The sequence below is a fragment of the Xanthomonas sp. JL1 genome (assembly GCF_038405005.1).
On record NZ_JBBYGR010000052.1, the window covers coordinates 1 to 14947 of the forward strand.

General features: G+C 63.8%; 11 protein-coding genes and 1 pseudogene. 2 read left to right on the top strand and 10 right to left on the bottom strand.

What is annotated here, in order from left to right; all coding sequences use genetic code 11:
* The first annotated feature begins 49 nt into the window (after window positions 1–49).
* Window positions 50–1084 carry an IS630 family transposase gene (locus tag WJW29_RS12065; RefSeq protein WP_011407587.1) on the top strand — a complete coding sequence of 345 codons (1035 nt, stop codon included), beginning with the start codon at window positions 50–52 and terminating at the stop codon, window positions 1082–1084.
* A gap of 90 nt (window positions 1085–1174) precedes the next feature.
* Here WJW29_RS12065 and WJW29_RS12070 read toward each other — a convergent pair whose 3' ends face one another.
* The 4 genes from WJW29_RS12070 to WJW29_RS12085 form a co-directional block, all read right to left on the bottom strand.
* Window positions 1175–2122, bottom strand: coding sequence for a Nudix family hydrolase (locus tag WJW29_RS12070; RefSeq protein WP_011260220.1), 948 nt, complete (start codon window positions 2120–2122; stop codon window positions 1175–1177).
* Between the two features lie 140 nt (window positions 2123–2262).
* Window positions 2263–2631 (bottom strand): VOC family protein, encoded by a 369-nt coding sequence (locus tag WJW29_RS12075; RefSeq protein WP_011409371.1) that lies wholly within the window; start codon window positions 2629–2631, stop codon window positions 2263–2265.
* 464 nt (window positions 2632–3095) lie between these two features.
* The gene (secA, locus tag WJW29_RS12080; RefSeq protein WP_011260222.1) at window positions 3096–5834 is read right to left on the bottom strand and encodes a preprotein translocase subunit SecA; all 2739 of its coding nucleotides are present in this window, start codon (window positions 5832–5834) and stop codon (window positions 3096–3098) included.
* Window positions 5835–5990: 156 nt separating this feature from the next.
* A complete protein-coding gene (locus WJW29_RS12085) occupies window positions 5991–6932 on the bottom strand; it encodes a M23 family metallopeptidase (RefSeq protein WP_011409372.1) in 942 nt (313 codons plus the stop codon).
* Between WJW29_RS12085 and WJW29_RS12090 the strand changes: the two genes are divergently transcribed.
* Window positions 6933–7379: a DUF721 domain-containing protein gene (locus WJW29_RS12090; RefSeq protein ID WP_011260224.1), complete on the top strand. Its 447-nt coding sequence runs from the start codon at window positions 6933–6935 to the stop codon at window positions 7377–7379.
* A gap of 186 nt (window positions 7380–7565) precedes the next feature.
* On the opposite strand, the gene lpxC is transcribed toward WJW29_RS12090, so the two are convergent.
* From lpxC to murC, 6 genes and pseudogenes are all read right to left on the bottom strand, one after another.
* The gene (lpxC, locus tag WJW29_RS12095) at window positions 7566–8477 is read right to left on the bottom strand and encodes a UDP-3-O-acyl-N-acetylglucosamine deacetylase (RefSeq protein WP_011260225.1); all 912 of its coding nucleotides are present in this window, start codon (window positions 8475–8477) and stop codon (window positions 7566–7568) included.
* A 236-nt stretch (window positions 8478–8713) separates the two neighbouring features.
* On the bottom strand, window positions 8714–9958 hold the full coding sequence (gene ftsZ / locus WJW29_RS12100; RefSeq protein ID WP_011260226.1) for a cell division protein FtsZ: 1245 nt from the start codon (window positions 9956–9958) through the stop codon (window positions 8714–8716).
* Between the two features lie 302 nt (window positions 9959–10260).
* On the bottom strand, window positions 10261–11496 hold the full coding sequence (gene ftsA / locus WJW29_RS12105) for a cell division protein FtsA (RefSeq protein ID WP_011260227.1): 1236 nt from the start codon (window positions 11494–11496) through the stop codon (window positions 10261–10263).
* Window positions 11497–11594: 98 nt separating this feature from the next.
* Window positions 11595–12314: pseudogene (locus WJW29_RS12110) on the bottom strand (cell division protein FtsQ/DivIB); the annotation flags it as partial.
* Between the two features lie 124 nt (window positions 12315–12438).
* Entirely contained in the window at window positions 12439–13395 is a 957-nt protein-coding gene (locus WJW29_RS12115) for a D-alanine--D-alanine ligase (protein ID WP_011260228.1), read from the bottom strand.
* On the bottom strand, window positions 13392–14825 hold the full coding sequence (murC, locus tag WJW29_RS12120) for a UDP-N-acetylmuramate--L-alanine ligase (RefSeq protein WP_011409375.1): 1434 nt from the start codon (window positions 14823–14825) through the stop codon (window positions 13392–13394). Before murC ends, WJW29_RS12115 begins: the two co-directional genes overlap by 4 nt.
* Window positions 14826–14947 lie beyond the last annotated feature (122 nt).

Below are 14947 nucleotides of genomic sequence, written 5' to 3' on the forward strand. Positions count from 1 at the left end.
TAGGAAGTAGTTAACTTGAACTTCTCGTGGACGCCATCATCTCAGGATGATGGAAGCAACCGACATGAGATCGTTGTCGCGCGACGCGCGGCACGAAAGGCGCGTGCAGGTCATTCGACTGCGCAAGGCGGGCCAGACCTACGACGAGATCGCGGCGCAGACTGGGTTGAGCCGCACGGGTGTGTTCGACATCTGCAAGCGTCACGATGTGGCAGGGGCCAAGGCTTTGCGCGACGCGCCCAGCGGGCGTCGCAGCGGCGACGGCCGGCTGCTCGACGCGGCGCAGGAAGCTTTGGTGCGCAAGCTCATTACCGACAAGACGCCTGACCAGTTGAAGATGCCCTACGCGCTGTGGACGCGCGCGGCGGTGTCGCAGCTCATCGAGCAGCGCTTTGGCATTCGCCTGCCGGTGCGCACGATGGGGCTGTACCTGGCGCGCTGGGGCTTCACGCCGCAAAAGCCGATGAAGAAGGCCTACGAGCAATCACCCGCCGCAGTCCGGAAGTGGCTCGACGAGGACTACCCGGTCATTGCCGCTCGTGCCAAGGCCGAGGGCGCCGAGATTCACTGGGGCGACGAGAGCGGCCTGCGCAGCGACGACGTGCGCGGGCGCGGCTTCGCCCCGAAAGGCCAGACGCCTGTGATCCGGGTCAACAGCAAGCGCCACGGCCTGTCGGTGATCTCCACCGTGACCAACAAGGGCCAGATGCGCTGGCGCATCTTCGACGGCGCGCTCAATACGAACATCCTGATCGACTTCCTGCGCCGGCTGATCAAGGGGGCGAGCAAGAAGCTGTTCCTGATCCTGGACAACCTGCGGGTACACCACGCCAAGCCCGTCAAGGCGTGGCTGGCCGAGCACGCCGATGCGATCGAGGTGTTCTACCTGCCCAGCTACAGCCCCGAACTCAACCCCGACGAAATGGCCAACGCCGACATCAAGCAAGCCGTCACGACGCTGGCGCCAGCGCGCACAAAGCTGCAACTGGTCAAGGCCACCGCACGCCACCTTCGCAGCGTGCAGCGCCAGCCTGAGCGGATTCGCAAATACTTCGAGCATGGGCCGGTTCGCTATGCGGCTTGATTCAAGTTGGTTGATGCCGGATCAATAACGAAGCGATTGAACGCTTACCAACGCCCGGCAAACCGCCGAACACCACCAGCGTCGGTGCGGTTATTGCGGCCAAAGCGAGCGGATCGCCGCAATGCCCTGCGCACCATGCGAGCGCGCCTCGCGCACATCTTCAATCTGCATGCCGCCAAGCGCGTAGATCGGCAGCGAGACCTGTTCACGCAAGGTTTCGAAACCGCCCCATCCGAGAGGTGTGGCGCCCGGGTGCGATGCGGTGGCCTGCACCGGCCCCAACACCGCGAAGTCGCAGCCGATCCGTTGCGCGTGGCGCAAGTCGTCCAAGCCATGACAGGAAGCAGCCACCAGCTGTTCTGCGGGCAGCGGGCGTTCCTGCAGACCGGCCAACTGCTCCGACCCCAGATGCACGCCGACCCCCAGTTCCGCAGCCAGCGCGATATCGCGATTGAGCAGCAGCTGCGCGCGGGTGCGTCCACGTAAGCGCATGACCTGCTGCAGCAGCGCCTGCCACTGCGCAGGTGCTGTCTGTCGCGCGCGCAGCTGGATCCGCGTGATCCCATTCTGCAATGCGCGCTCCAGGCCTTCCAGCCAGCGTGCGTCGTCCTCCGGTTCGGGGGTGATCAGGTAATGGTCGGGCTGGCGCAGCGCACCCACCACCGGCACATCGGCCGGCGGCATCGAATAGCGCGCCAGCTTGTCTGCCGCCACCCAGGTCATGGCCTGGCCTTCGCGCCCACGTGGGCTGCCTTTCCAGGCGGTGATGTGACGCACTTCCAGACGCAGCCGCTTGTCCGGATACAGCTGCGGCACATCCATGAGCCAGTCCCCGACCTGCGCCTCGATGCCAAGCTCTTCGTTGAGCTCGCGCACCAGCGCTTGTTCGGACGTTTCGCCGGGCTCACGCTTGCCACCCGGGAATTCCCACAGGCCAGGCATGTCGCGGGTTTCTGTACGACGGGTCAGCAAGATGCGCCCGCGGGGGTCGGTGATCACGCCGGCAACGACGTGAATGGATCGAAGAGAATCAGGCATGGACGCAAGAGTGCCGCGAGTGAGCGGTTCAGCGCAATCGCTTGAGGGCTGGGATTCGTGATTCGTGAGTAGGGATTGGTAACAGCTGGTGCACTACAGGCGTTAGCCAATCCCGCATCACGAATCCCCCAATCCCGGCTTCACAACGGCTGCCCGATTCGCCACAGCACGCCGCTGGGATCGTGCAAGGTGAAATCGCGCGCGCCCCACGGCCGGTCTTCCGGAGCGCTGACGCTCGCACCGAACTGCGCATCCAAACCAATGTCGTGCACGTGCTGCCACCAAGCGTCGGCATCGTCCACCCACAGATGCAGCATCAGGTTCTCGGCCAACTCGCGCACGTAAAAATCCTGCAGCAAGAACGCGCACTGCGCGCCATGCCGGAAACAGGTCACATTGCCCACCTCGTCTTCCTGCACGAATCCCAGCGCGCGATAGAACCGCTGCGACACTGCGTAATCGCGCGCAGGCACGAAGACCTTCAGTTGTTGGCTGGACAGCTGCGACATGACCGCACTCCAAGCAGGACGTGCAATGAGCATACGCCCCGCAATCGCACAGACGCAGCAGCGCGATGCACGGCGGCACAGGTAACGCATCAAGAATCTACGACTGCGTAGCTGCAGCTCACGCTCACTGGAATAGGCGCCTTGAACGCGCGCTCCCAGCGTTGATGTCGTGGTGTCCCAACGAATGCCGACCGACTCGACCAGCGACACTCTTAGCAGGAACTTGGCCCAACGCAAGCGAGATCAGCAGGCAGGGCCTTGCACCCAACCTCCAACATTCAACTCCCGCTTTTCAGACAATTTCCACTTCTCAAAAGCCCCACCAACTCTCCGTCAGCACAGCCCCCTTGGTAAGGAGGCGCGCCAACGGCGCGGGGATCGGAAGAGTACCGTGCACCCAACGTCCGCAACGCGGACGCTGGGTGAGCAGCCCGCAAAGCGGGCTGCTCCACGGTCAACTCAGCTCAGCTGAGTTGACCGTGGCAGTGCTTGTACTTCTTGCCGCTGCCGCAGGGGCAAGGATCGTTGCGGCCGACCTTTGGCTCGTCGCGGGTGACCTGCGAGACCGGGACCGGCGCGTTGCCGCTCTGCACCTGCGCGGCTTCCTCGTCAGTGCCGTAGCCACCCACATCCTGGTGCTGGAATTGCGAGGCCATCAAGCGCGCCTGCGCATGGAGACGTTCCTGCTCTTCCAGTTCGGCCACTTCTTCTTCGCTGCGGATGCGCACACGCGCCAGCAGATGGATCACTTCACGCTTGACGTTCTCCAGCATCTCGGAGAACAGCTCGAACGCTTCTTTTTTATATTCCTGCTTGGGCTGCTTCTGTGCGTAACCGCGCAGATAGATGCCCTGGCGCAGGTAATCCATCTTGGCCAGGTGCTCCTTCCAGCCCTGGTCGAGCACGGTCAGCATCACGTGCTTTTCCAACGCGCGCATGGTGTCGTTGCCCACGGCCGCTTCCTTCTCGGCGAAGTGCGCATCCACTGCTGCCTGCACCTTGGCGGCAATCTGCTCGGCATCAATCTCTTCTTGCGTGCGCACCATGTCGGTCAGCGACAAGGTCACGCCCAGCTCGGACTCCAGCGTAGCTTCCAGGCCCTTCACGTCCCACTGTTCGTCCACCGAATTGGGCGGCACGAAGCGTGCAACCAGATCATAGATCACATCGCCGCGAATCCCGTCGACGTTGTCCTTGACCGACTCGGCGTCCAGCAATTCATCGCGCTGGGCGTAGATCACCTTGCGCTGATCGTTGTTGACGTCGTCGAAATCCAGCAGGTTCTTGCGGATGTCGAAGTTATGCGCTTCCACCTTGCGCTGCGCCTTTTCGATCTGCCGGCTGACCAGGCGATCTTCGATGACGTCGTCTTCCTTCATGCCCATCATGCGCATCGCCTTCTGGACCCAGTCCGAGGCGAAGATGCGCATCAGATTGTCTTCCAGCGACAGATAGAAGCGCGACGAACCCGGGTCGCCCTGACGACCGGCACGGCCGCGCAGCTGGTTGTCGATACGCCGCGATTCGTGGCGTTCGGTACCGATGATGTGCAGGCCGCCGGCCGCCTTGACCGCGTCATGACGACGCTGCCAGTCGGTCTTGATCTTGAAGCGCGCGTCTTCGGTGGCGTCTTCGCCGAGGGCGTGATACTCCGATTCCAACGAACCGCCCAGCACGATGTCGGTACCGCGACCGGCCATATTGGTGGCGATGGTTACCGCGCCCGGTTGGCCGGCGTTGGCCACGATGGTGGCTTCGCGCTCGTGCTGCTTGGCGTTGAGCACTTCGTGCTTCACCCCGGCTTTGCGCAGATGCTCGGACAGCATTTCCGAGGTCTCGATCGAGGTCGTCCCCACCAACACCGGCTGACCGCGCTTGGCACAGTCTTCGATGTCGGCCAGCACCGCGTTGAACTTGCCCTTGCGGTTGAGGAACACCTGGTCCGGATGGTCCTTGCGCACGGTCGGGCGGTTGGTCGGGATCACCACCACTTCCAGGCCGTAGATGCTCTGGAATTCGTAGGCTTCGGTGTCGGCCGTACCGGTCATGCCGGACAGCTTCTTGTACATGCGGAACAGGTTCTGGAAGGTGATGCTGGCCAGCGTCTGGTTTTCGCGCTGCACCGGCACGCCTTCCTTCGCTTCGACCGCCTGATGCAGACCGTCGGACCAGCGCCGCCCGGACAGCGTACGGCCGGTGAATTCGTCCACGATCACCACTTCGCCATCGCGCACGATGTAATCCACATCGCGCTGATAGATCGCATGCGCACGCAGCGCCGCGTTGAGGTGATGCACCACGCTCAGGTTCTGCGCGGCATACAGGCCGTCTTCGGCGTTTTCCAGGATGCCGGCCTGCAGCAGCAGTTCTTCGGCGTGGCCCATGCCCGCCTCCGACAGATGCACCTGCTTGCCCTTCTCGTCGACCCAGAAATCGCCTTCGCCTTCTTCGCTTTCCTGCTTGGTCAGCTGCGGCACGATGCGGTTGACGCGGATGTACAGCTCCGGCGACTCGTCGGCCGGGCCGGAGATGATCAGCGGGGTGCGCGCTTCGTCGATCAGGATCGAGTCCACTTCGTCGACGATCGCGTAATGCAGAGTACGCTGGTAGCGGTCGGCGCGCGACAGCGCCATGTTGTCGCGCAGGTAGTCGAAGCCGAATTCGTTATTGGTGCCGTAGGTGATGTCGCTGCCGTAGGCCTCGCGCTTGTCGCTGTGCGGCATGCCCGGATACACCACGCCTACGCTCAGGCCCAGCCAGTTGTACAACTTGCCCATCTGCGCGGCGTCGCGGCGCGCCAGGTAGTCGTTGACCGTGACCACGTGCACGCCCTCGCCCTGCAGCGCGTTGAGGTACACCGGCAGCGTGGCCACCAGGGTCTTGCCTTCGCCGGTGCGCATCTCAGCGATCTTGCCCAGGTGCAACACCATGCCGCCGATCAGCTGCACATCGTAATGGCGCATGCCGAGCACGCGGCGGCTGGCCTCGCGGCACACCGCAAAGGCTTCGGGAAGAATCTTGTCCAGGGACTCACCGGCGGCAAGCCGCTGCTTGAACTCCGGGGTCTTGGCTTGCAGCTCGGCGTCAGAGAGCTTCTCGATCGTCGGCTCCAGCGCATTGATCTGGGTGACGAGGCGGGTGAGCTGGCGCAGCTGGCGTTCGTTACGACTGCCAAAGACACGGGTAAGCAGACTGTTGATCATTGAAGAAACCGGTTGAAAAGGAACGGTTTGACCGACGCCGGTCCCCACAGACCCGACCGCCGTAAACGAAACAGGGCGCACTGCGCCCTGTCGATGGCAACACCCTATTGTAGCTTGGGGCGGGCCTTCACGAATCAAGCGCGGCCCGCGCCTTCGTCAACCGCGCCCTTGACGTCCCACCGGCGTGGTTTCACCCAGGAATTTGCGCGGATTGACCACGCGCCCGTCCGCCCAGACCTCGAAATGCACGTGTGCGGCGGTAGAACGGCCGCTGGAGCCGGCACGCGCCACCTGCTGGCCGGCACGCACCAGATCGCCCACCTTCACCACCAGACGCGAGTTGTGCGCATAGCGGGTCACATAGCCATTGCCGTGATCCACTTCCACCACATTGCCGTAGCCGCCACGCACACCGGCGTAGCTGACCACGCCATCGGCAACCGACATCACCGGGTCGCCCACGTTGGCGTGGAAGTCCACACCCTTGTGGAAGGCCGAACCACCGTCGAACGGGTCGGCGCGACCGCCGAAGCCGGAGGTGATGTAGGTGTTGCGGATCGGCATCCGCGAAGGCACCGCGTTCTGCTCGAGCTGATGATCGAACATCAGCGAGGCCAGGACGTCCAGTTGCTGGCCGGAGGCGGAGAACTGCTGCTCCACTTGCCCGAGCGTCTCCTTCAGCTCTTTCACCGGCATGTCGCTGACCGGCTCATCGCCGCCACCGACGCCGACAGGCTCATCGAAGTCGAACTCGCCGTCCTTCAACTTGCCCATCTCGGTGAGGCGCTCGCCCAATGCATTGAGGCGGGTCGCCTGCGCCTGCAGCTCGCCCAGACGGGCGGCCAGCGCATTGACCTGCGCCTGTGAGGCGCGCTGCGCCTGGGCCAGCTCGGCCTGCTGTTGCGCAACCTTGGCCTGCAGCGCGGAATTGGTCACCATGCCGGTGGCGGTGCTTGCACCAACGCCGATCAGCATGCCCAGGCCCAGTACCGCACCAAGCACCACCATCGGCCGATCTGCTGCAACGTCCTGGAACTGCCGGGCCGCACGCTGCGCCCGGGTCTGCCGGGATTTGATGACAAATTTTTTCAACGCCATATGAGTGTCATGTCCAAGCCCAAGTCCAACGCACACACCCCTTCCACTCCACAACCGGCCATCGAGGCCGCGTTGGGGGAAAAGGCTGGCGACCCCTTGCGCCGAGCCTTGTGGCTCGATGCACTGGACCGGCAGTTGCGCTCCCTGTTACCACCTCATCTGGCCACCCGTTGCCGGTTAGCCAATGTCCGAGGCAAACAGCTCGTTTTTCTGGTGGATTCGCCGGTCTGGCATGCCAAGGTGCGACTTGCCGAAACCCAAATCCTGGATGCCGCCCGATCCATCGGACTGGAGGCCACCGCAGTGACCGTCAAGACCGCAACCGCGCCGCTGCATTCCCCAACGCAGCAGAACCGCGACCGTCCTAAACCCGTGTCAGAGGCGACGCACAAAGGTTTGCGCGACGCGTTGGCTTCCTTGCAGGACGTCTTACCGACGAAGCGGTAAGGTCTTCACCGCTCATCCAGAGCGGCCGCCAGTGCGTGAGAGCGTTGCGAAGAGCTCACACGGCCCGACGCATCCTAGCGGGCATGTCGGCCGCAGGAGTTAGGGAATTATTAGATAAATGTTAAGAATGAACAAAAAATACAACTTGATTCACACTTTCTGTGCCAACTAGGGCATTCCCTGACACTACGCGTAGACAGGGCTGGCGTAGGTGACCGGCGGCTGCTCGGTGCCTTCCGGGAAGCTCACCCATTCCCAGGCGGCCTGGTCGGCCAACAACGCACGCACCAGTTTGTTGTTGAGGGCGTGGCCGGATTTGAAGCCTTCGTAAGCACCCAGGATGGCGCCGCCAGCCAGATACAGATCGCCAATGGCGTCCAGAATCTTGTGCCGCACGAATTCGTTGGTGTAGCGCAGGCCGTCTTCGTTGAGCACACGGAACTCGTCCAGCACGATGGCGTTGTCCATTGAACCGCCCAGGCCCAGATTGCGCTCGCGCATGTACTCGAGGTCGCGCATGAAACCGAAGGTGCGCGCGCGCGAAATTTCCGTGACGTACGCCGACGTGGAGAAATCGATTTCCTGGCGCGACTGCTTGGCCGGGATCATCGGGTGATTGAATTCGATGGTGAAACCAAGCTTGTAGCCCTCGTAGGGCTCAAAGCGCGCCACCTTGTCGCCGTCGCGCACTTCCACGGTCTGCTTGATCCGGATGAAGCGCTTGGGCTTGCTCTGTTCGACGATACCTGCCGACTGCAGCAGGAACACGAACGGGCCGGACGAACCATCCATGATGGGCAACTCGGCCGAGGACAGTTCGACGATGACATTGTCCACACCCAAGCCCGCCAATGCGGACATCAGATGTTCGACGGTCTGGATCTTGGCACCGTTGCAGCTCAGGCCGGTGCACAACGTGGTTTCGGTGACCAGCTCGGCATCGGCGGGGACTTCGACGATCGGTTCCAGGTCCACACGTCGGAACACCACGCCATGATCGACCGGAGCCGGTCGTAGCGTCATATACACCTTGTCGCCGCTATGCAGGCCGACGCCGGTGGCGCGAATGGTGTTCTTGAGCGTGCGTTGCTGGGTCATATGCGAAGTCTGGCTGAACAATGCAGACAGACGCTGAATCGACTGCCTGGCCCGCTGAGATTATCAGTATTTTAACAAGTCGCGCGTGACGGAAACTGTCATCACCCGGTCACGCTGTTACAAAAGCTGCCGGATCGGCACCGATCCGGCAGAAATGACATGGCATGGCAATGCACCCCGAAGCGGACTCCGGGGCAAGACGGGCTGCGTCACCGTAGCGACGCGGCCGACGCTCCTTAGTCGGCCTGGCGGCGCAGGAACGCCGGAATATCCAGATAATCGTTGGGCAGGTCAGCCGCCGGCGCCGAGGAGCCGCCGCTGGTGTGGTTGCCGCTGCTGCTGCCAGCCGAGTCGCTGCTCGGACGACGCAGGCCCAGGCCCATGCTGCCGCCGACGGCCTTGGACACCGCGTCGCCGCTGTTGGTGTCGAAGTCGCCGAATTCCGGCTGCCCGGTGGTGGCATTGCGCACCAACTTGATCGGCGCACGCTGATCCGGACGCTGGGGCTGCCGCGCAACCGCACGGTTCAGGCCGGTGGCCACCACGGTCACGCGCACTTCGTCCTGCATGTCCGGGTCGAGCACGGTACCGACGACCACGGTGGCATCTTCCGAGGCGAAGGCTTCGATGGTGCGGCCGATCTCGTCGAACTCGGACATGGTGAAGTCCGGGCCGGCGGTGATGTTGACCAGGATGCCGTTGGCGCCGGCCAGGTTCACATCGTCCAGCAGCGGGTTCTGGATGGCGGCTTCGGCAGCGGCCTGCGCGCGATCGTCGCCGCGTGCCGAACCGGTGCCCATCATGGCCAGACCCATTTCCGACATCACGGTGCGCACGTCGGCGAAGTCGACGTTGATCAGGCCCGGACGCACGATCAGATCGGCGATGCCCTGCACCGCGCCCTGCAGCACGTCGTTGGCAGCGCGGAACGCCTGGATCATGGTGGCGTTGCGGCCCAGCACGGTGATCAGCTTTTCATTGGGGATGGTGATCAGCGAATCGCAATGCTGGCTCAACTCTTCGATGCCCTTCAGCGCCACCTGCATGCGGCGACGGCCTTCGAACGGAAACGGCTTGGTGACCACGGCCACGGTCAGGATGCCCATCTCCTTGGCCAGCTGTGCGACCACCGGTGCGGCGCCGGTGCCGGTCCCGCCACCCATGCCGGCGGTGATGAAGACCATGTCCGCACCCTGCAGCGCGTCCATGATGCGCTCGCGATCTTCCAGCGCGGCCTGGCGGCCGACTTCCGGATTGGCGCCTGCGCCCAGGCCCTTGGTGACGTTGGTGCCAAGCTGCAGCTGCAACTTGGCGCCGCAATTCTTGATCGCTTGCGAGTCGGTGTTGGCGGTGATGAATTCCACGCCATCGACGTTGGTGTTGACCATGTGCGCGACGGCATTGCCGCCGCCACCGCCCACGCCCACAACCTTGATGACTGCGTTGGGAGCCATTTTTTCAATCAGTTCGAAATGTGCCATGTCAGTGTCCTCTTGAGCCGGGAGTGAGAAGTGGGGAGAGGGGAGTCGCAAACGCGCTGGTCCCTGCCCTACTCCGCATCACGGCGAGTGTTGTTGTTTGAAAGTCGGGTCTCGGTTGCGTGGCCATTGATGCGCTGTTGCGCTCAACGACTCACCACACCTGCTCCTCGACGCAATGCCTGCAAAAAAATTTTACCGCCTACCTGCTCGCCGCTCTCTACTTCATCTTCGCAACCGCCGCCGCTTTGCCTTTCGCTCTTGCTCTTGCCAATCCCGAATTCAAACTCCCGAATCTCGGCCCGTCAGAATTCGCCGCGATACCAATTCTTCAATTTCTTGAACAAGCTTCCCGCGCGTCCGGTCGGGATCGACGGGCGACGCGGATGTTCGATCTGGCTGCCCATCAGCAACAGGCCGACGCCCGAGGCATGCACCGGGTTGCCGACGACTTCGCCCAAGCCCGTGACGTGCTGCGGAATGCCTACGCGCACCGGCATTTGCAGCATTTCCTCGGCCAGTTCCACCACGCCTTCCATCTTCGAGGCGCCGCCGGTGAGCACCATGCCGGCGCGCACCATTTCTTCGAAGCCGGAGCGGCGCAGTTCGGCCTGCACCATCTCGAAGATTTCTTCGTAACGGCCCTGCACCGCCTGCGCGAGTGCATGGCGGGGCATGCGGCGCGGCGGGCGATCGCCCACCGATGGCACCTGGATGCTCTCTTCGGCGGTGGCCAGCTGCGCCAGCGCACAGGCGTAGCGGACCTTGATCTGCTCGGCTTCCGGCGTGGGCGTGCGCAGCATGTGCGCGATGTCGTTGGTGACGTGGTCGCCGGCAATCGGCAAGGAAGCGGTATGGCAGATCGCGCCCTGCACGTACACCGCCAGATCGGTGGTGCCGGCGCCGATGTCCACCAGCACCACGCCGAGCTCGCGTTCGTCGGCGGTCAGCACTGCGACCGACGATGCCAGCGACGACAGCACCAGATCGTCGACATGCAGGCCGCACTTCTGCACGCACTTGGTGATGTTGGCGGCGGCCGACTGCGCGCACACCACCAGATGCGCTTGCACCTCCAGGCGCACGCCGGTCATGCCGACCGGGTTACGGATGCCTTCCTGCGAATCGTCCAGCACGTACTCGCGCGGGATCGCATGCAGGATGCGCTGATCGGCAGGAATGGCCACCGCCTTGGCGGCATCGAGCACACGCTCCAGATCGCTCCAGGTCACTTCGCCGTCGCGGATCGGCACGATGCCGGGCGAATTCTTGCACTGCACGTGGTTGCCGGAAATCGAGGCATACACCGAGCGGATCTCGCAGCCAGCCATCAGTTCGGCTTCCTCCACCGCACGCTGGATCGACTGCACGGTGGATTCGATGTCCACCACCACACCGCGCTTGAGACCGCGCGATTCATGCGAACCGATGCCGATCACTTCGATCGGATTGCCGGGCGAGTATTCGCCGACCAGCGCAACGACCTTGGAAGTGCCGATGTCCAGTCCAACGATGAGGGATTTGTCGCCTTTGCGATTCATGTCTTAAAGCCGGGAGTCGGGAGTCGGGAGTCGGGAGTCGTGAAACGCGGATGGACCAGGGCAACCCGAGAGGATGCCGCGCGATGCCGAGGCGTCGATTTTTCCAATCCCGAATCCCCACTCTCCACCGCCCGCCTTTCAACGGTAAATCCATTGGTGTAGCGAAGGTCGGCGCGGGAGATCGGGCGCTGCGGATCGGCCAGCTGCGGCAGCATGCGTGCGAAGCGCTGCAGACGGGCGCGCGCATCGTCGCGGCCGACCACGATCTGCACGCCATTGCTCAGACCCAGCGACCAGCTGCCGCGCGCGTCCATTTCAAGACGCTCCACATCCAGCCCGGTCGGTGCGAACAAGGCGCGCGATTCGTTGTATAGCGCCACCACATCCTGGGTTTTGCTGTCCGGCCCACCCAGCTGCGGCAACTTGAAATCCTTCAACAGCGGCGGGGTGCGAAACAGCCGGCCCTGCTCGGACAGCATGCGGTCGGTGCCCCAGCGCGCAAACGGCTTGTGCTCGGTCACGTGCACTTCCAGCACGTCCGGCCAGCGCTTGCGCACCTGCGCACTTTCCACCCACGGCAAGCGCGCGATGGCGTCCTGCGCCTGCTGCAGTTTCACCGCAAAAAAACCGGCACGCGCATACGGCAACACCACCGCACGCAACTCTTCGGCCGGCACGCGCTTGAAGTCGCCGGACACGCGCAACTTGGCCAACGGCCAACGCTCGGCACCGACCCAGCCATTGAGCACAGCCACCACCGGCAGCGCGACCAACGCCAGCGCGAGCAACCAGGCCAGGATGCGCAGGGTGGCGTTCATGGGCGCGCTCCGCACACGGGATTCGGCATTGGAGATTGGGGGTTGGTCACGGCAGCAGCCACAGCAAAGGCGCGCATGGCACCGCCGTTCACCAATCCCGAATGCCGAATCCCCAATCCCGTCATCACAGCGTCTTCTCCAGCACGCGCCAGACCAGTTCTTCGAAATCGATGCCGAGCTGGCGGGCGGCCTTGGGCACCAGCGAGTGGCTGGTCATGCCGGGAGCGGTGTTCACTTCGAGCAGATACAGCTGGCCGCTGCTGCCATCGCGCATCACGTCCACGCGGCCCCAGCCACGGCAGCCGGCAGCGCGGAACGCATCGAGCGCAAGTTGGCGGATCTGCGCTTCGGGCTCGCCTTCCAGGCCCGGGCACAGATACTGCGTGTCTTCGGCGATGTACTTGGCGTTGTAGTCGTACCACTGGCCCTTGGGCACGATGCGGATGGACGGCAACGCGGTGTCGCCGAGCACCGCAACGGTCAGTTCGTCGCCTTCGATCAACTGCTCCATCAACAGCGCACCGTCGTAGCGGGCAGCCAGGGTCACTGCGTCTTCGAGCTGTGCCTGGTCGAACACGCGGCTGACGCCAACGCTTGAGCCTTCATTGGCCGGCTTGACGATGACCGGTAAACCGAGCTGTTGTGCCGCGACATGAATGTCCGCGGCGCTGGCGCCAGCAGCCAACCGCGCGTAACGCGGTGTCGACAGGCCCAGCGACAGCCACACCTGTTTGGTACGGATCTTGTCCATGCTCAACGCCGAGCCAAGCACATCCGAGCCGGTATACGGCACGCCGAAAGCTTCCATCAGGCCCTGCACGATGCCGTCTTCGCCGCCGCCGTTATGGCCGTGCAGCACATTGAACACGCGATCAAACTGCTGCGCGACCAACGCCTTGGCCAGTGCCGCAATGCCATCGACCGGCTGCGCATCGACGCCGCGCGCACGCAGCGCTTCCAGCACATTGCTGCCGGAGTTCAAGGACACCTCGCGCTCGGACGAAGTGCCGCCGAGCAACACGGCGACGCGGCCAAAGATGGCCGGATCGCTGGTGCGGGCATTGGCGATGACCGCGCTCATGCCGGCTCTCCGACAAACCCGTTGTTGATGATGTGCTGTGCCACATAACCGATATCGCCGGCGCCCATCATCAACAGCAGGTCACCGTCTTGCAGCACGTCCGGCAACACTTCGGCAAGGCTGGCGATCTGGCCGACGACCACCGGTTCGCTGCGGCCGCGCGCACGGATGGCGCGCGCTAGTGCACGCGAATCGGCGCCCGGAATCGGCGCTTCGCCTGCCGGGTAGACCTCGCTCAACACCAATGCGTCGACCGTGCTGAGCACCGCGGCGAAGGCGTCGAACTGATCGCGGGTGCGGCTATAGCGGTGTGGCTGGAATGCGACGACCAGGCGCTTGTCCGGCCAGCCACCACGCGCCGCAGCGAACACGGCTTCGAGCTCGCGTGGATGGTGGCCGTAATCGTCGACCACGCGCACGCGCGCGCCGGTGCTGGTGGTGACTTCGCCCAGATCGTTGAAACGACGGCCGATGCCGGCGAAGTTTTCCAGCGCGCGTGCAATGGTGCCCGGAGCCACGCCGAGCTGCCAGCCGATTGCGGCAGCCGCCAGTGCATTGAGCACGTTGTGACGCCCCGGCAGCGCCAATGTCACTGGCGTGGTGGTGCCTTCCGGCAGACGCAGCGTGAAGCGCATGCGCGGACCGTCCTGCACCACATCTTCGGCGCGCACGTCGGCGTTTTCGCTCATGCCGTAGCTCATCACGTGGCGCGGCGTCCTGCCGGCCAGCGCAGCGACTTCCGGGTCGTCGATGCACAGCAGTGACAGGCCATAGAACGGCAGGCGCTGCAGGAATTCGGCGAATGCGGCCTGGATACGCGCGAAATCGTTGCCGTAATTTTCCAGGTGATCCGCATCGATGTTGGTGATGACGGCCATCAACGGATTCAGGCGCAGGAAGCTGCCATCGCTCTCGTCGGCCTCGGCGACCAGCCATTGGCCGCCACCGAGTTTTGCGTTGGCGCCTGCGGCCAGCAGCTGGCCGCCGATGACGAACGTCGGGTCCAACCCGCCTTCGCTCAGCACCGCTGCAGCCAGGCTGGTGGTGGTGGTCTTGCCATGCGTGCCGGCCACCGCGATGCCGCGGCGGAAGCGCATCAACTCGGCCAGCATCGCGGCACGCGGCATTATCGGAATGCGCTGGCTGCGCGCTTCCATCAGCTCGGGGTTGTCATCGCGAATGGCGCTGGAGACCACCACGCAATCGGTGCCCAACACATTGGCGGCCGAGTGGCCGCGCATCACGCGCGCACCCAGCTTGGCCAAGCGACGCGTGGCCACGTTATCCGAGTTATCCGAGCCGGAGACTTCATAGCCCAGCGTCAACATCACCTCGGCAATGCCGCTCATGCCGGTGCCGCCGATGCCGACGAAATGCACGCGCGGAAACGCGCGCACCAGATCGCCACTGTCCTGCAGACGGCGGATCAAGCTGCACCCCCTGCGAAGGTGCCGGGAGTGAGGATGGCCAGCCTGTGGCTGTCGAAGAGCGAGCGGCATTGGAGATTGGCAACGGCGGCGGTCGATCGCCCCGAAAATTGACCATCAACGGA

Excerpts from the sequence above, each read along its gene's own strand:
- WJW29_RS12065 (WP_011407587.1), top strand. The coding sequence starts at position 50 with ATGGAAGCAACCGACATGAGATCGTTGTCGCGCGACGCGCGGCACGAA.
- WJW29_RS12070 (WP_011260220.1), bottom strand. The coding sequence starts at position 2,122 with ATGCCTGATTCTCTTCGATCCATTCACGTCGTTGCCGGCGTGATCACC.
- WJW29_RS12075 (WP_011409371.1), bottom strand. The coding sequence starts at position 2,631 with ATGTCGCAGCTGTCCAGCCAACAACTGAAGGTCTTCGTGCCTGCGCGC.
- secA (WP_011260222.1), bottom strand. The coding sequence starts at position 5,834 with ATGATCAACAGTCTGCTTACCCGTGTCTTTGGCAGTCGTAACGAACGC.
- WJW29_RS12085 (WP_011409372.1), bottom strand. The coding sequence starts at position 6,932 with ATGGCGTTGAAAAAATTTGTCATCAAATCCCGGCAGACCCGGGCGCAG.
- WJW29_RS12090 (WP_011260224.1), top strand. The coding sequence starts at position 6,933 with ATGAGTGTCATGTCCAAGCCCAAGTCCAACGCACACACCCCTTCCACT.
- lpxC (WP_011260225.1), bottom strand. The coding sequence starts at position 8,477 with ATGACCCAGCAACGCACGCTCAAGAACACCATTCGCGCCACCGGCGTC.
- ftsZ (WP_011260226.1), bottom strand. The coding sequence starts at position 9,958 with ATGGCACATTTCGAACTGATTGAAAAAATGGCTCCCAACGCAGTCATC.
- ftsA (WP_011260227.1), bottom strand. The coding sequence starts at position 11,496 with ATGAATCGCAAAGGCGACAAATCCCTCATCGTTGGACTGGACATCGGC.
- WJW29_RS12115 (WP_011260228.1), bottom strand. The coding sequence starts at position 13,395 with ATGAGCGCGGTCATCGCCAATGCCCGCACCAGCGATCCGGCCATCTTT.